At 39.3% G+C, this 17,457-nt stretch carries 14 protein-coding genes and 1 other RNA gene; 7 read left to right on the forward strand and 8 right to left on the reverse strand.

Annotation, left to right across the window (positions count from 1 at the left end; translation table 11 throughout):
- Positions 1-10: 10 nt before the first annotated feature.
- Positions 11-2,272 carry an ATP-dependent Clp protease ATP-binding subunit ClpA gene (gene clpA / locus CW745_RS00765; protein ID WP_101106479.1) on the forward strand — a complete coding sequence of 754 codons (2,262 nt, stop codon included), beginning with the start codon at positions 11-13 and terminating at the stop codon, positions 2,270-2,272.
- A gap of 213 nt (positions 2,273-2,485) precedes the next feature.
- Here clpA and queC read toward each other — a convergent pair whose 3' ends face one another.
- Entirely contained in the window at positions 2,486-3,154 is a 669-nt protein-coding gene (gene queC / locus CW745_RS00770) for a 7-cyano-7-deazaguanine synthase QueC (RefSeq protein ID WP_101106480.1), read from the reverse strand.
- Positions 3,155-3,238: 84 nt separating this feature from the next.
- Here queC and queE point away from each other — a divergent pair, with 84 nt between their 5' ends.
- Positions 3,239-3,916, forward strand: coding sequence for a 7-carboxy-7-deazaguanine synthase QueE (gene queE / locus CW745_RS00775; RefSeq protein ID WP_101106481.1), 678 nt, complete (start codon positions 3,239-3,241; stop codon positions 3,914-3,916).
- A gap of 44 nt (positions 3,917-3,960) precedes the next feature.
- Here the strand turns inward: queE and CW745_RS00780 are convergent, their stop codons facing one another.
- Genes CW745_RS00780 through CW745_RS00795 form a run of 4 tightly spaced genes read right to left on the reverse strand, consistent with a single transcriptional unit; the run spans position 3,961 to position 7,592 of the window.
- Positions 3,961-4,545 carry a BON domain-containing protein gene (locus CW745_RS00780; protein WP_101106482.1) on the reverse strand — a complete coding sequence of 195 codons (585 nt, stop codon included), beginning with the start codon at positions 4,543-4,545 and terminating at the stop codon, positions 3,961-3,963.
- A 9-nt stretch (positions 4,546-4,554) separates the two neighbouring features.
- The gene (locus tag CW745_RS00785) at positions 4,555-5,139 is read right to left on the reverse strand and encodes an SIS domain-containing protein (RefSeq protein ID WP_193755525.1); all 585 of its coding nucleotides are present in this window, start codon (positions 5,137-5,139) and stop codon (positions 4,555-4,557) included.
- A gap of 34 nt (positions 5,140-5,173) precedes the next feature.
- Entirely contained in the window at positions 5,174-5,542 is a 369-nt protein-coding gene (locus tag CW745_RS00790; RefSeq protein WP_101106484.1) for a YraN family protein, read from the reverse strand.
- The gene (locus CW745_RS00795; protein WP_101106485.1) at positions 5,511-7,592 is read right to left on the reverse strand and encodes a penicillin-binding protein activator; all 2,082 of its coding nucleotides are present in this window, start codon (positions 7,590-7,592) and stop codon (positions 5,511-5,513) included. Before CW745_RS00795 ends, CW745_RS00790 begins: the two co-directional genes overlap by 32 nt.
- Positions 7,593-7,966: 374 nt before the next feature.
- On the opposite strand from CW745_RS00795, the gene rsmI reads away from it, so the two are divergent.
- Entirely contained in the window at positions 7,967-8,827 is an 861-nt protein-coding gene (rsmI, locus tag CW745_RS00800) for a 16S rRNA (cytidine(1402)-2'-O)-methyltransferase (RefSeq protein ID WP_101106486.1), read from the forward strand.
- Positions 8,828-8,939: 112 nt separating this feature from the next.
- Positions 8,940-9,298, forward strand: an RNA gene (gene rnpB, locus CW745_RS00805) — RNase P RNA component class A.
- Between the two features lie 129 nt (positions 9,299-9,427).
- Here rnpB and epd read toward each other — a convergent pair.
- Entirely contained in the window at positions 9,428-10,444 is a 1,017-nt protein-coding gene (gene epd, locus CW745_RS00810; protein WP_101106487.1) for an erythrose-4-phosphate dehydrogenase, read from the reverse strand.
- 746 nt (positions 10,445-11,190) lie between these two features.
- Here epd and CW745_RS00815 point away from each other — a divergent pair.
- The gene (locus CW745_RS00815) at positions 11,191-11,859 is read left to right on the forward strand and encodes a hypothetical protein (RefSeq protein ID WP_101106488.1); all 669 of its coding nucleotides are present in this window, start codon (positions 11,191-11,193) and stop codon (positions 11,857-11,859) included.
- Between the two features lie 453 nt (positions 11,860-12,312).
- Here CW745_RS00815 and CW745_RS00820 read toward each other — a convergent pair whose 3' ends face one another.
- The gene (locus CW745_RS00820; protein WP_101106489.1) at positions 12,313-13,230 is read right to left on the reverse strand and encodes a DUF368 domain-containing protein; all 918 of its coding nucleotides are present in this window, start codon (positions 13,228-13,230) and stop codon (positions 12,313-12,315) included.
- 360 nt (positions 13,231-13,590) lie between these two features.
- Here CW745_RS00820 and CW745_RS00825 point away from each other — a divergent pair, with 360 nt between their 5' ends.
- Positions 13,591-15,009, forward strand: coding sequence for a sensor domain-containing diguanylate cyclase (locus tag CW745_RS00825; RefSeq protein ID WP_193755505.1), 1,419 nt, complete (start codon positions 13,591-13,593; stop codon positions 15,007-15,009).
- A gap of 121 nt (positions 15,010-15,130) precedes the next feature.
- Here CW745_RS00825 and CW745_RS00830 read toward each other — a convergent pair whose 3' ends face one another.
- Positions 15,131-16,090 carry a polysaccharide lyase family 7 protein gene (locus tag CW745_RS00830; protein WP_238596641.1) on the reverse strand — a complete coding sequence of 320 codons (960 nt, stop codon included), beginning with the start codon at positions 16,088-16,090 and terminating at the stop codon, positions 15,131-15,133.
- A gap of 249 nt (positions 16,091-16,339) precedes the next feature.
- Here CW745_RS00830 and CW745_RS00835 point away from each other — a divergent pair, with 249 nt between their 5' ends.
- Complete coding sequence (locus CW745_RS00835) at positions 16,340-17,131, forward strand: M48 family metallopeptidase (protein ID WP_101106491.1); 792 nt, start codon at positions 16,340-16,342, stop codon at positions 17,129-17,131.
- Positions 17,132-17,457: the final 326 nt, after the last annotated feature.

The raw sequence follows: 17,457 nt of genomic DNA on the forward strand, positions 1-17,457 counted from the left end.
AGGGGTCTCTATGTTAGATAAAGCCTTAGAAAATAGTTTAGATTTAGCCTTCCGCTTTGCGTTTGAAAAATCGCATGAATTTATGACCGTTGAGCATCTTTTACTTGCGTTATTGGAAAATGAAGAGATTAAAACACTCCTAACTGCTTGTTCCGTTGATATGGTCTCCTTACATATTGAAATATTAAGCTACTTAGAAAATACGCCTTCCGTTCCTGAGGTTCACACTCAAGAGATTGAAATTCAACCCACCATTGCTTTTGAACGTGTATTACAGCGTGCTATTTTTCATGTGCAATCATCTGGTAGTACAGAAGTTTCAGCGGGTAGCGTGCTAGTAGCATTGTTTAGCGAACAAGAATCTCAAGCGGTATACCTTCTTAAAAAAGCAAACCTTTCTCGCTTAGATGTAGTTAATTATATCTCTCATGGCATTGCTAAATCTGCTGATTCTGCGCCTACCTTATATCATGAACAGGCTGCAACAGAAGAGCCTGCAGAGAATAAAGAGGAGATGCAATTTACTATTAACCTCAATGAGAGAGTGGCCGCGGGTGAAATTGATCCACTTATTGGTCGTGATAAAGAGGTTGAACGTTGTGTTCAAATATTATGTCGACGTCGTAAAAACAATCCGTTATTAGTGGGGGAAGCTGGCGTTGGTAAAACAGCGATTGCTGAAGGCCTAGCATATCGAATTGTTAACAATGATGTACCAGAAGTGATCAGTGATAATATTATATATTCACTTGATATGGGGGCTTTACTGGCAGGAACTAAATATCGTGGTGAGTTTGAACAACGCTTTAAAACGGTATTAACACAGCTTGGCGAAGAAGATAATGCCATTTTATTTATCGATGAAATTCATACCATTATTGGTGCTGGGGCTGCAACAGGCGGACAATTAGATGCAGCTAATTTATTAAAACCGCTATTAAGTGGTGGTAAATTACGCTGTATGGGGTCAACAACCTATAAAGAGTTTGGACAAGTTTTTGAGAAAGAGCATGCGCTTGCTAGACGCTTTCAAAAAATTGATGTGCTTGAACCATCTATTAAAGAGACTGGACAAATTCTACTTGGCCTTCGTTCTCGCTATGAAGAACATCATGAAATTCGCTACACCAATAAAGCATTAATGGCTGCAGCAGAATTAAGTGCAAAATACATTAATGATAGGCACCTTCCAGATAAAGCGATCGATGTAATTGATGAAGCCGGTTCACAAATGCGTTTATTACCTGCAAGTAAACGTAAAAAAACCATTGGTGTAGTCGAGATTGAAAACATCATCGCTAAAATTGCACGTATTCCGAAAAATTCAGTGAGCACTGACGATAAAACACAGTTAGCTAAATTACCTGAGCGCCTTAAAATGACTGTGTTTGGTCAAAATGAAGCAATTAATCAACTCACCGATGCCATTCATTTAAATCGCTCTGGTTTGTCTGAGGAGACAAAACCGATTGGCTCCTTCCTCTTTGCTGGCCCAACGGGGGTTGGTAAAACAGAGGTAACTCAACAACTAGCTAAAGCGATGGGCATAGATCTGTTACGTTTTGATATGTCTGAATACATGGAAAAACACACCGTCTCACGTTTATTAGGTGCGCCTCCTGGTTATGTTGGTTATGAGCAAGCGGGTCTGTTAACCGATGCTGTCGTGAAGCACCCTTATGCAGTATTGCTACTTGATGAAATAGAAAAAGCACACAGTGATATCTATAACATCTTATTACAGGTGATGGATCATGGCACATTAACCGATAATAACGGACGTAAAGCAGATTTTAGAAACATCATTCTGGTCATGACAACCAATGCTGGTGTGCGTGAAACCACCAAAAGTAGTATTGGTTTTAAAGATCAACAAGACTCGCATAAAGTGATGGATGAGATTAATAAATTATTTTCACCTGAATTTAGAAATCGTCTTGATAACATTATTTGGTTTGATCATCTAAGTCTTGAGGTTATTTATCAAGTGGTTGATAAGTTTATTGTGCAGTTACAAGCTCAGTTAGATAAGAAACAAATATCACTCGAGGTTGATGATAGCGCGCGTAAATGGCTTGCTGAACATGGTTATGACAAAGCAATGGGGGCTCGCCCAATGGGACGCTTAATTCAAGATAAGATTAAAAAACCATTAGCTAACGAAATATTATTTGGGCAACTGCAAAATGGTGGAACTGTCGTTGTAAAACTGGATAAAAAAGGAGAAGGCATCACATTTAGCTTCGCCAAAACAATGGCAATGAGTGAGTAAGTGGGGAAAGTATTAAGGCTTGAAGGTGTTAAGGCTGGAGGGCTGGAAAGATAGAAGGCTTGAAGGTATTAAAGCTTGAAGGTTTAAAAGCTTGAAGGCTGGAAGGAATTAGGGCTTGCAAGTTAGAAGCTGGAAAGTTAAAAGGTTAGAAACTAAAACGCCATTATCGAGTTAACTCGGTAATGGCGTTTTTTGTTGCGGGTGAGGGCTGTTTTAGCTTAACGTTTCGTAGGGGACTGGGTCGTTCACGCCATTTTTTTCGAATGCTTCAAGGCGCTCTACGCAACTACCGCATTGGCCACAGGCTTTTTCTCGGCCGTTGTAACATGTCCAAGTTTTACTGTAATCAAGGCCCATACGTAAACCATCTTTTAGAATGCCTATTTTATCGCTATTTAAGTAAGGAGAATAAATCTCCGTTGGCTCATAGTTTGCAACGGCTGCTACATCATTCATTTTTTCAACAAAGATAGGGCGGCAGTCAGGGTAAATCTCATGGTCTCCTGAATGAGCACCGTAATAAACTTGCTCAGCACCAATAGAAACCGCGTAACCAATCGCTAATGATAGCAAAATCATATTACGATTTGGTACAACTGTACTTTTCATATTTTCGTTTTGGTAATGTCCCAAAGCGACATCGATACTGTTATCGGTGAGTGATGAACCACCAATAAGCTGATTAATTGCAGAAATATCAATTACTTTATGATGAATGTCGAGCTCTGCACAGACTGCTCGTGCAACATCTATTTCTTTGATATGACGCTGTCCATAATCAAATGTTAAAGCGTAAGGGGTTAGCCCCTGTTCAATTGCTTTATGTAAAACGGTGTAAGAATCCATTCCACCCGAATATATCACAACGACTTTTTTTTGCATTTTGCTTGTATTTCCTACTCTATTCACATATAAATCAGGTCAGTCATTTATGTGACCCATATCAACCATTGAGTATAACTGTTTATGCATAAAAACTACAAAGTAAATGAACTATTTCAGACTATCCAAGGCGAAGGCTTTTATACTGGCGTACCTGCTATTTTTGTTCGCCTGCAAGGGTGTGATGTAGGTTGTGCATGGTGTGATACTAAACATACTTGGGAAATTGATCCTGCTAAACAGACCGAATTAAACTTATTAACGGATCGTAGTAACGAATCAGAGCGTTGGTCTGGCGTGTCAGCACAGCAGATAATCGATGAGATTAAACGCTTGGGTTATACCGCTAACTTAGTGGTTATTACTGGTGGAGAGCCTTGCATGTATGATCTTCGCGAATTAACACATCTTCTACATGAGTTTGGTTTTCATACCCAAATAGAAACCAGTGGTACCTACCCGGTATTAGTTGATAGCTACAGTTGGGTAACCGTCTCGCCTAAGATAAATATGCGTGCTAAAAAGGAAGTACTGTTATCTGCACTTGAGCGTGCTAATGAGATAAAGCATCCAGTTGGCACTGAGAAAGATATTGATCAACTCGATGCGTTATTACGCCCAGTAAAATCACTAAAAACCAAAACTATCTGCTTACAACCTATCTCGCAAAAAGCCAAAGCAACAGCCCTATGTATGCAAGTTTGTATTGAGCGAAATTGGCGTTTATCGGTGCAAGTACATAAGTATTTAGATATTGATTAATAACGGTTACAAAAACTTATTGCAGATGAATATCTGCAATAAGTTTATTCATTAGGGATGATCTGAAAAACCCGATTAACCTGTTTCACACCAGATATTTTTCGTGCAATTTGTGTTGCTGCATCCGCGGTTTTGTTATCAACACGACCAATTAAAAATAGCTCGCCATCTTCAGTCACCACTTTTATTTGAAAAGAGTTAATCTCTTCATGTGCCGTTAATTGGCTTTTAGCTTTAGTGGTGATCCAGCTATCACGGCTCTTTTGAGCAAGGCCAATCGGTTTATCTTTAATACGAAGCTGATTATAAACCTCTTTAACCCCTTTTAAGTTAATCAGCTCATTCTCTATTTTTTGTTTATCTTCTTCGCTAGTTACTTGTCCAATAATTAATAGGTAAGCGTTATTGGCAATCAGGTTAATACGTGTTGTGCGGTAGTTAATGTCTAACGCATTTATTTTATCTAAAGCCGCGAGTGATAGGTTATCATCATCTATCTGTGTTGAAAGTGAGCGCTCATCACTGCTGACTGCAACGGCAGTGCCTGCAACGGCAATGAGTCCGCCTGCACAACCTTGTAGGAGTAAAAGACTAAGTACAAAAGGGAATAATGTGGTTATCTGTTTCATAACTCTCACTTAATACTGAGGAAAAAGTTGTTGATCGATAAGATCACTTAAACAGTTAATTACTAAAAGGTGTATCTCTTCAATACGTGGGCCCTTATCACTTGGAGCTCGTATCTCAATGTCATCAGAGCCTAATAAGCCTGCTAATTCACCACCATCAACGCCGTTTAAAGCAATAATTTGGAGTGAGCGGCTCAATGCTGTTTCCACTGCTCGGATCATATTTCGGCTATTTCCACCATGACTGATCACTAACAAAATATCACCATCCTGCGAAATTGCTGAAATTTGCTTGGCATAGATCTCATCAAAATGGCTATCTGTTGCAATCGCAGAAACTAGCGCAGAATCAGCGGTGATTGCAATTGCGGGTAAAGAGGGGCGATCTGTCTCATATTTGTTTAACAGGTGCGAAGAAAAAATTTGTGCTAATGCCGCTGCACCACCATTGCCACAGACTAAAATTTTATTACCACGGATCAACGCTTCGGTTAATGCAAAAGCCGCTTTTTCGATAGATTCAGGTAGTGCTTCAGCTGCGACAATTTTAGTTTGAATACTTTCTGCAAAATGAGCATGTATTTTTTCGTTTATCATGGTCTCTCTTATGTTATCTACTTTACTTTACTTAAACTTGAAACGCATCTTGTACCCACAATGGGCATGAATCTGAATCATTTAACGCGATAGCATCAAAACGACAATAGGGTTCAGATGCTAATTGTGCGATATAGTGATTGGCTGTTTTGATTATTTTTCGTTGCTTGCTTTGATTAATTGATGCAAGTGCGCCACCAAAGTCACCATTTTTTCGAAAGCGAACCTCAATAAATACTAAAGTATCTTGGTCTGCCATAATTAAATCGATTTCACCAAAACGACAATAATAATTCTGGTGAAGCAGCGTCAAGCCTTGGCTAAGCAGATAACTTAACGCTTTTTTCTCAGCAATAACGCCTTGAGAGTTACTCGGCTGGAGTAGGCGAGGCAACTTCAAATAACACTCCATTTTGATATTTTGCCCAGCTTAGCTTGGCTTCAATACTATTGTCTGAACTTAATGAAATATCGCCAATTAGGCCTTTGTATATCGCGTCTTGATTATTTTGCAAATACACCAATTGTTCGATTAACTGGTAACTATCAAAGCCTAACGCAAATAAACGCAAAGTAGAAAAGGATTGTCTTTTCCATGCGTTTTCAACTTCCTTGCTTAACTCGCTTTCAGGATCTAATAAAAACGGATTATCGGAGAACACTAAATTAGAAAGCTCTTTATTTTGCATATTGTTACGATCTGCACTGTGGCTTCGCGAGCTAGCATAAAGTGGTATTTTTTGAGCGAATGGACTTACCGAAACATCGATAAAAGGTTTTAGTAGAATAAGTTCATCGCGTTTACTAACAATATAAATCGCATCGACATCACGGCGACTTCTCACTTCAGTTTCTAAAGGGACACCGGTGATCGCTTTCATCTGGTTGATACGTTGCTTACTTTTATCGGTGTGCAATACATCATCAATAAAGCGCGCTAGTTTTGCCTTTGAGCCAAAATAATGAGATTCGACTTGCACATCACTTTCTGGCGTTAATACGGCCCATTGCGCTTTAAATGCATTAGCAACACGTTTCCCATAATTTGAATTTGGCGCAATAACTAACGGGTTCTTATGTGCGTTCGCATGTATCATTTGCGCTGCTTGCTGTGCTTCATCTTCAGGTGAAAGTGGGAATGCATAGTGCCAGTCGATAACATGAGGGGCACTTGGTTGTTCAATTACATCGTTATTCTCAGTTATGGTTGCTGTGTTGCTTGGCTTTGCCTCTCTGGCTATGCTATTAAGTGCTAATACTGGCATGGTTTCAATAAGTGGTAATAATGCTTCTATTTCACTTTTCATTAACGGGCCAACCACAAAATCAATGTTCGCTGTTTTGAAGTTTTCAACTAATGTGTTGTTATCGACAGTTTGTGTATCGAAGAAATGCAGTTTAGGAACAATGCTCTGTTCATCCGTTATACTTTTCTGTTGGTGATAGTAAGCATTTAACAGCCCTAATTGAATCGCTTTACCTTGGCGCTCAAAACGGCCTGAAAGGGGTAATAAAATAGCGATGTTATCGGGTTGGTAAGGGCTCATTTCTGCGATGTTTGTTAACGCTAGTGGCATAAACTGCTGTGCTGGATGTTCAGGAAAACCAGCTTTCCAATGCGCTAACTCTCGGCTTAAACGGTTTGGGCGAAATTTATTTTTCTGATACAACGCGGCGAGGGCATACCAGCCCTCTTTGAATGCTTGATCAATACTTAAAGAGGAAGCCACTGGCGTAATTACTTTTTCTGTTTGTAGCTCTACTTGTGGCTCATCAGTGTTTAAAGTTTCACCGTTTGCATTAGTGGGGGGCTCATCGATTTCAGGTTCAATCGCAACATCACCACTTTCTTGAGGCTCTGTTAGGTACTGAGTTAGCTGCTCGTAGCTTAGAAGAGATAACTGCGCTAACAATAGATCATTATAAGTTTGTTTCTCGCTATCAATGGTTAAACGTGGTGCTAACAACAATATGGTATCGCCAGCTTCAAGGGGCTGTTCATTTCGAATATATAAGGTTGATTGAAGTTTTAAGTAATGAATAAGATCGGGCTCTTCAAGTAACTCAGGGGCAACATCACTGAGAGCGCTTTGTGTTTCAGGTAACTTGTTTTGCGCGTAAAACTTATCGGCTAAAAGCAGGTTAAGCGTTGAAGCTTGTAAATCGTTTAACGGTTTTTGTTGCAAGGAGGCGATCACTGCATCAGCCATCACAAACTTACGCTCTTTAATCAGTGCTTGAACGGCTAGGAATTGCCAAATTAAATTTTCATCACTGCCAAGTTGCTCATCTTTATTAAGATAAAAAGCAGCGCTGTCTTCTAGTTCACTAAATAGTGCAGGTGGCACATCTTTAGGAGGCGTTGCCGTTGTTGTACAGGCGGAGATGAAGGTAATGGTAGCGATCACGGTTAAATAGCGACTGATGCGTTTTTTAAGTAAAACGTTCAAAGTAATGTCCTTTAATCTGCAAGCAAAATTTCTAGATAGGTATCAATAAGTATGAATACCCATGATACTTCAAGATGCAAAGTCAGCAAGACAAATTGTGCCAAGATGCTAGGCATAAAATTGAAGCATAGTTATTCTACATCGATGTTTTATAACAACGCAGGTTGGTGCAATTTGACTTGCCCTACAGGGTGCAAGCTCAAAAACCACTGCCATGTTGTAACCTTTGAAAAGTGAATAACAATTACCTCAGGCTACGCCTTGCATTGGTATCTGAGCTTGTGCCTGACAAAGCATCTTGAGGTAACATGGGTATAGTGTAATATTGTGGCTTACGTTAAACAATCTTATTCATTATTTAATAGGCTAATAATATGTCTCAGCACAGCGAATCGCTATCAAATCTTCCTGCCAAATTGTATATCGTTGCCACGCCTATTGGCAATATCAGTGACATTAGTTATCGCGCCATTGAAACACTTCAACAAGTTGATGTGATTGCAGCCGAAGATACGCGACATAGTGGTAAATTACTTAGTCATTATCAAATTAAAAAACCGATGTTTCCACTGCATGATCACAATGAACGTGAGCGCGGAAAGGTGTTAATCGAAAAAATAAAAGCGGGTCAATCGGTGGCATTAATCTCTGATGCGGGCACTCCCTTGATCAGTGATCCCGGTTATCATTTAGTGAATGAATGCCGCGATAATGATGTTGATGTAGTGCCCATTCCTGGGGCTTGTGCAACGATTGCTGCCTTAAGTGCTGCAGGATTGCCAACAGACCGATTCTCCTTTGAGGGTTTTTTACCTGCGAAAGAGAAAGGCAAGCAGGATAAATTAAACGCATTGATCGAAGAAACACGCACCATGGTTTTTTATGAATCACCACGTCGAATTATCGATACCGTTGAGCAGATAGTTAATATTTTAGGTGGTGAAAGAAAATTAGTGATTGCACGCGAACTCACTAAAACCTTTGAATCCTTTTATGCCTTGCCTGCAGACGAAATGTTAGCGTGGCTAAAAGAAGACAGTAACCATTGTCGCGGTGAGTTTGTATTAATGATTGCAGGGGCGGTGGTCGATACCGATGCAATTCCGCAAGTTGCGTTAAATACACTTGCCTTGTTAAAAGCGCAATTACCCCTGAAAAAGGCGGCTGCATTAACGGCACAAATTCACGACCAAAAGAAAAATGAGCTCTATAAATGGGGGCTAGAGAATTTATAGACTTACTCGTTTATCGTTTCACTTGCGTATAATTGGAGTAATTATCAACAACTACTCTTTGCATAAGCATTAGCGCTTTCATCTTACAATTTCCTCCCGTATAATCCGGCCCGTAGTCGACTAAATCGTCGCCGCTGTTATAACTTCGGTTAATAGCAGGGGAGGAAAGTCCGGGCTTCATAGGGTAGGGTGCCAGGTAACGCCTGGGTAGCGCGAGCTAACGACAAGTGCAGCAGAGAGGAGACCGCCAGCTAATTTATTAGTTGGTAAGGGTGAAAGGGTGCGGTAAGAGCGCACCGGCTAATGGGTAATCATTAGTGCAAGGTAAACTCCACCCGAAGCAAGACCAAATAGGCTTCCTGAGGTATGACCCATACTGGAAGCGGGTAGGTTGCTTGAGCCAGTGAGCGATTGCTGGCCTAGACGAATGACGATTCACGACAGAACCCGGCTTATCGGTTGGCTACAACCATTTGAAAAACCGCTATCTCAGCAATGAGATAGCGGTTTTTTCATTTTTAAAGCTGTGATTAACCGTTTAATTTTAAAGTGCTTTAAGCATGGTGCTATGAGTCCATTATTAAAGCAACCAGAGGTTATCTACTTTAGAGACTGTGCGATATGTAGCGTGGTATCTAATAAACGGTTGGCAAAGCCCCACTCATTATCACACCACACCAATAACTTCACTAGGTGCCCATCGCTGACGCGAGTTTGCGAACCATCGATGATACAAGAGCGCGGATCATGGTTAAAATCGATGGAAACTAAAGGCGCTTCTGTGTAACCCAGAATATCTTGTAAGGTAGTTTTTGAAATCGTTTCTAGGCAACGATTAATCTCTTCAATGGTGACCGTATTGGTCACTGTAATGCTGAGATCCATTGCGGTTACGTTCAGTGTTGGTACACGTACTGCGATTGCTTCAAATTTATTAGCAAACTTAGGAAGAATACGCTCTATACCCGCCGCTAATTTGGTATCGACAGGAATAATAGAGTGGCTAGCTGCACGCGTACGGCGTAGGTCAGAATGGTAAGCATCGATGACAGGTTGATCGTTCATTGCGGAATGAATGGTGGTAATGGTGCCACATTTTATTCCATAGGCTTCATCAAGCGTATGAATGACAGGCACAATACAGTTTGTGGTGCAGGATGCACCTGAAATATAGCTTTCATCGCCCTTAAGTTGCTGGTGGTTAATGCCATAGACAACGGTTGCGTCTACATCTGCATTCGCTGGATGTGAAAAGATGACCTTTTTCGCCCCTGCATTTATGTGTGCCTGCGCATCAACTTTACTGCCATAAATGCCGGTACAATCAAGTACGATATCAATCTCTAACGCTTTCCACGGCAGGTCTTTTATCGCTTCTTCACGCACTAATTGAATCGGATCATGGTTAATGTGTAATTGTTGATTTTGTAATTCAACGGGGAAGGGAAAACGGCCATGGGTAGAGTCATATTGTGTCAAATGTGCTATCGCTTCGGGGGCTGCTAATTCGTTAATGACAACAATCTGAATTTGGTCATGTTTGGTACTTTCATATAATGCACGGACGACGCTACGTCCGATGCGGCCGTAGCCATTTATAGCAACTCTGATGGTCATAATAAAGAAACACTCTCATTGAACGCTTTGACTTAACGCGCGGAATAAAAAATAAGCTTATAAACCAATTCATAAGCAGGTGTATTGTAGATTAAAAAGAAAGGGAAACGAATCGAATAGATGCGAAAGCATTACATTACCAGAGTTTGTAAATGCATTTTACATAAACGATTATAATAAGCTGATTAAAGTGGCGTCGATGCATCCGTTAAACAGGAATATGTCCTTTCAACTCAAAAGTACGTACATTTTTTAATGTACCGAGTACTTTTCCTGCGCAAATAATTAAATCACAGCATCAATTTGCCTAGGGTCTGTTGATCTTTTCCGTTTAAATTTTATTCAACACAACGCGTTTTGAACAAGGCAGACGGGATGTGGCTTAGTCATTCTAAGCGAATTTCGTCTAACACAGGGCAAAGCGTGTTGTGTTGAACCCGAAGGGCAACATTTGTTGACCATTTTTACTGCGTTTTCGCCTATTGATGTGGAATAACCATACGGCATAGGCTCAGCCTTGTATAAACAGCAAAATGGCTCTTTATTTTGTATTGCGTGGTATTGACGAAGTCATGACAGCAATAGCCAACAAATTGTTGCAAAAATAAACTCGAAAGATCAACAGACCCTAGTATATGCAAACTCAAATACAAATAAAATAACATGTATTTTTAAATTGAGCGTGTTGTTTTTATGTTTAAATTTAATAAGCTGTGCGCATATTTAATTTAACAAAAGTGAATCGTGTGCCTTTTAAACAATTTAAAATACATAATATTGGTTGGTTTTGGCGTACTACGATGATGGACCAAACCCAAGCGACAGTCACGCCTGTAATTAATGATAGGAAAGGAGTCGAAGCGTTTGCCGTTAACGCTTTAATGGCTACCTACTTTGGCTTGTTCATATTATATTTGTGGAATCAGCAATTTCGGATGCCTTATATCAATACTGAACTTTTATCTTTTTATTGGGAAGTGATAAAAATTGATCCCTTTTCAGAGGCAGCAGTGCAGTACATTAAATTGTTTTTAAACGAGATCAGTCGGTTAAAAATTTTTTATTGGATTATTTTTATAATGTTACCAATAATCTCAACAATATTATTTTTTATTGCACGATTCCTATTGAAACAAATGCCGATGCATGAAGCCGCAGAAGGTGGAAAATTATCCGTTTTAGGACGTACATTGGCGCTGTTTATTGAAGGTAAAGCTCAGCTCCTTATAGTATTTTGTATTGGCTATAGCTTTTTTGCGACATCTGCTTTTGCAAATTATGTGATAGATTTATTTACGCAGAGGGCTAGCTTTAATTTATTTGACATTTTTTTAGCTTTTATGTCGTTTGTATTGGCTTGGTTATTTATCCGTCCTTTTGTCGCTTTTTATGTAATTACGATCCATAAAAAGTAGCTAAGTAACTCCAGTCAAGTTAAGTGTGTGCTTGCAAATTTGTGTTGAACTCTATGGGCAACATTTGTTGACCATTTCTACTGCGTTTTCGCCTATTTATGTGGAATAACCACACGGCATAGGCTCAGCCTTGTATAAACAACCAAATGGCTCTTTATTTTGTATTGCGTGGTATTGACAAAGTTATTACAGCAATAGCCAACAAGTTGTTGCAAAAATAAACTCGAAAAATCAATAGTCTCTAAGCACGATTTTTACTGTGAATTAATTAAAGCTTTCGAAGTCGGGAGATTTAATAAATGGATTTTTAATTCTTAAGGCGTAGCTGGTGGCGAGTTAACTTATTCCGTGTAATTACATGATTAGTGCCATTGTTATTGTAAATAATAACGAGGTTATATGATGAACGTTAGCTCGGTATATTAACATTACCGAGCTACGAGGGATGTTGAATTAACTCTCTTTTTGGGCTACTTTTTCAAGTCCCCAAACGAGTAGGAACCCGAGTATGGCTGCAACAATGGCATAGCTAATTAATGCTGGCGTACCGGTCACTTGCTCAAAGCTAAAGGGGGATAAGTTTTGCTCTAATAACGGTACTTGCTTACCACTTGAGTTAGTACGCCACGTGAGCACCTCTTTCCAAGGCCAAATTTTATTTAACGTACCAATCATGAGGCCGGTTAAAAAGGTCAGGGCGATATCGCGTTGCTTGCGTAATATCCAAGATAATAGGTGTGAAAACGACAGCAATCCGATCACGCAACCAATAGCAAAAGCTGCCAATGTAAGCACATCAAAAGATTTAGCAGCGCCCAATAGTGGGCTGTACATGCCTAATAACAGTAGAATAAAGCTGCCTGAAATACCGGGTAAAATCATCGCACATATAGCAATTGAGCCGGCAATCATCATATTTAAATGTGTCGCTTCCATATGAATTGGGTGAAGGACTGTGATGCCATAGGCAAAGGCAACCCCGCAAAACAATGCAATAAAACGAGTCATCTGCCACTGTTCTACCTGCTTAAGCATATGAATCACTGAGACAATAATTAAGCCAAAGAAAAAAGACCATAATGGGATAGGATGTTCGTTAAGTAGCCAGGTAATTAACCGTGCAAAGGTAAAAATGCTGGTTAAAATACCAGAAAGCAAAATGACTAAAAAGGTGCCGTTGATATGCTCAAACGCAGCTTTAAGCCCTTGTTTTCTGAGTACTCCGATTAAACTTGGGTTAATGCTTCTGATGCTTTCTAGCAATTTATCGTAAATGCCGGTAATAAACGCGACTGTGCCACCCGATACACCCGGGACAACATCTGCAGCCCCCATTGCAATTCCTTTTAAGAAGGTGCTTCCCTTACTCATTTCTTGCTCCTGAAAAATTGTCTTTAATAATAAGGGGGTATTGTACACGTGTTCATCAAAAATGTTTTTACTGCATATAATATTTTTATTTCTGTAAATATAAAAAAGCTGCTTATTCGGTCATTACATAGTGAATTCGTTAACTATATGATTTAAAGTTGATGTTTTTAGGGGGTAAAGGGGCAGATACTTATTTTAGTGCTAAAGTTGTTTTCAGTAATTGACTTGATTAAGGATTAACACCAGTTAACGATGATGGTAAAAAAGAATAGTGCACGCAAGATTAAACTTGTCATTACATTATTAGCGATCATGGGAAATATTCTTATATTTTTTGTGGTTTTTGATCAGGTAAGGGGAATGCAGCAGATTAATCAAATTTGGCAAGAACACGCTACGCATAAAATAGCCAGAGCAAGTAAACTTGCTGAGCTTGAGCGTCACTTTGGCTATGTCGGATTTATCCACCATTTTAAAAACTATGTGATTCGAAGAAATGACCAGTATTATGATGAAGCAATCAAAAGTCATAAGTCGGTGTCTCAGTCCCTAAAAGAACTCAAAGCGATTACTGAGGCAGCATCAGATTTAAAGTATATCGACAAGCTAGAGCAAACATTAGCTTTATATTATAACAACTTACTGATTATAAAGCGTCAGCCCTCTGGGCTATCAGTGGATGAACTCGATAAATTAGTACTGGTTGATGATCGTAGTGCTAATGATGCACTTATTAAATTACGCCAAAAACTAGGGGGAAGCTTACAGGATCAAATCGCGCAATCTACCATAAAGGTTAACGATCAAAAAAATAAAAGCGTGATTTGGGCGCTACTATTGATACCCATCTTACTGATTGCATCCTTGTTTACTATTTATCTTGTGAATATGTTAGTTAAATTAAGTAGCCAATATAAATCCATATATAGTATTTGCCCTGATGCCATTCTACTGTCCGACAAAAAAGGAAAAATAATTCAAAGTAATGAGGCAGCTAGCAAAATGTTTGGCTACAGTAAAAAAGAGTTTTCTCAACTCACAATTGAGGACTTAATGGATAAGGAATTACGTGAATCACATAAAACTTACCGCAATACATTTACCCAATCTAAACAATCACGGCAGATGAGAAGCTTAGGCTCAACCATTAAAGGGCTAACTAAACAAGGTAAGCGCATTGAGTTAAGTATCGCAATATCAACCAGTTTAATGAACAATGAAATGTTTAGTGTTTGTGCTATTCGTGATATTACCGAACAGGCTATGCTAAAGAAACAAGCTACACTTGACCACCTAACTAACCTTTATAATAGACGTGCACTTGATGATGTAATAGAAGTGGAAATTCAGCGAAGCGAGCGAGAGAATACGCCACTTTCTTTGATGTTAATTGATATTGATAATTTTAAACATATTAATGACAAGCTTGGGCATGCAGTGGGAGATGAAGCGATTAAATTAGTTGCAAGTCAATTACAGAAAGAAGTTCGAGGATATGACTCCGTAGGTCGCTGGGGGGGAGATGAGTTTATGATTTTATCTCCTGGACTTAATGCTAATGATGCACATCAATTTGCGCAAAGGGTTTGTCGGGTTATTCATAAAGAAAGTGCGAAAGCACCTTTTAATGTGACTGTGAGTATTGGCGTAGCAACGCTATCAATCGATAATTATGTATCGGCGACAGTTTTACTTGAGCAAGCAGATTTAGCACTTTTCAAAGCTAAAGAAGCGGGCCGAAATCAAACCGCACATGCTAAGGAAACAGAACTCAATTGAAATAACTGATAGGCGGAAATTTCACCTATCAGTTATTAATTAACCTCTATTCTGGATATACCAAACGTAGTAAATAGCTGATCTAATGTGCCTGATAAAACTATCTCTTTATCAATAGCTCCTAATGAGTGACTACTAAATCGTAGAAAGTTGCTTGTACATAATCATCAGGCTCTCCACTTTTATTTTGATTGTAGACGCCAGCCTTAAAATACATATATTGACCTGATTCATCGAACTGACTATCAGACATATCAACAGTTTTTATAATATCTTCTTTGCCTGCACGCATCAGTGTGACTGTTAATGTATTTCCGGTTACGTTAATGCGATAGCTGAATTTCTCACCTAACTCAATACCATCTTCTGGTTCAGTTACCGTTACATTTTGATTCCAGTAATTTGGCAATGAAGTGCCTAACATGTTGATCCAAATCTCTTCTCCAACTCGTGGCTCATGAGCAAAGTAGATTGAGCCTTTTTGATGTTGTGGCAGTTTCCTGTAATACAGGCGAATTGGCTCATCATTGTTAGCGTGAATTTGCCCAATTATAACACGCCCTAATTGCCAATTTTCACCCGTCGTCGTGACATGATCTACTTTTAATGTCGCTTCTAAAGTACCATCAACGCCACCTGCCAGTTTTTGATCAGCTTCTGGCGCACTGGAAAATACCCAATTATTACCGCCTACTCCTTTAGTTTTAAATTGTGTATCACCACGGCGCATCATTTCACGCAGCTCAGAGCGAGTATAAGTTGTATTATTTGATGTTTTTGCTCCAGCAATAGGTGCTTTAAACACCATGCCCCCATCTTCTGCAAGGTAAAAGAAGTTTTTATCAGAATAACCTGATGCTAGCTCTTTCTCTTTAATTTGATCAGATTTTCCATCGCCATTACTGTCAACGGGTACACTGATAGTCCAGCCAAGTAAGTCAAATTTGCTAGATGGAGCCATCTTATTAAAAGAAGCCTCAGCTGTACTTGGCGTTGATTTTTTACTTGCAGTCTCGGTATTAGCACAGCCTATTAAAGCTAAAGAGCAGGCAAGTGATATCAGTGTTAATGTTTTAGTCATTATTGTACAACCTCTTTTTAGTGTTATTGTATTACTATAATGTAGCATTAAAATTATTAGTAAATCACCTGTTTTTATATCAATTTATTGCTTTATTCATTCGCTGATAGTCAGAGAGCCATGAATCGTCGAATACCTATTAATCTCGCTCAACGATGAAATCAATATGTTCTTTTTTCCTATGATGATCTATTGTATCTTGTCGGTTATTATCATTAACATAATCGTTATCGAATAAAAGGATTTATTATGCGCTTTTCAAAAACGCTGTGTCTCGCTTCTGTCGTTACCTCATCATTATTACTTTCTGCATGTTCCAGTTCACCTACTGGTCGAGGTCAGCTATTGCTTTTTTCGGGCGCTGAAATGTCAGAAATGGGCGCGCAATCTTTTGAACAGATGAAGCAGCAGGAATCAATTAATTTAGATCCGAAGATCAATAATTATGTGCAGTGTGTCAGCAATGCCATGACTCGCCTTTTAGGGCCTCAACCCCACTTTAAGAATTGGGAAGTTGTCGTCTTCGACAGTGATCAAGTTAATGCATTTGCGTTGCCAGGTGGGAAAATAGGTGTCTATACTGGTCTGCTTAAAGTGGCTGTCAATCAAGATCAATTAGCGGCTGTTATTGGTCATGAAATAGCGCACGTAATGGCTGATCATAGTAATGAACGCCTTTCTCGTAGCCAAATAACGGATGCTGGTTTAGCTATTTCTAGTGTCGCCATGGAAGGTAGTGAATATCAAAGCATGACTATGGCAGGGCTGGGGCTCGGTGTTCAATATGGAGTTATGATGCCTTATGGGCGTGCGCAGGAGAGTGAGTCTGATATCGTAGGCTTGCGACTAATGACAGAGGCGGGCTTTGACCCCAAGCAGAGTGTTGAGCTATGGAAAAACATGGCCAAAGCATCGGGAGGTCAACAGCCTCCTGAGTTACTATCAACGCATCCATCACATTCGACACGCATTAGCGATTTACAAAGTGAGATAAGTCGGTTACCTAAAAGTAGCGCCAAGCGTCAACATTGTCAGGCATAATAATCTTTGTATCGCAATGCTAAGCAGAGTTTTAAAAATGAAAAAGAGGCTTTTAGCCTCTTTTTCATTTAGGGCTTTAATAGTCTTGGCTAATAAGTAAAAGCAAACGAAATATATCGTGGTTCTTTTTTGGTTAAAACACTTATCTTTTCGTTGAAGTTACGTAAAGGGATCAAGATTTACTTAAAACTCTGCCACTTTAAGTTACTTTACCTACCTAAAATTTAGATCACATGCTTGATACGATTGGTATCAGTTTTATCCTCTTAATTGTCGAAAACCATACCTTGCCATTGTCTATGTTAATGATTACATGGTCATTGCTT

This window comes from Psychromonas sp. psych-6C06, from assembly GCF_002835465.1.
In the GTDB taxonomy this organism is placed as follows: Bacteria; Pseudomonadota; Gammaproteobacteria; order Enterobacterales; family Psychromonadaceae; genus Psychromonas.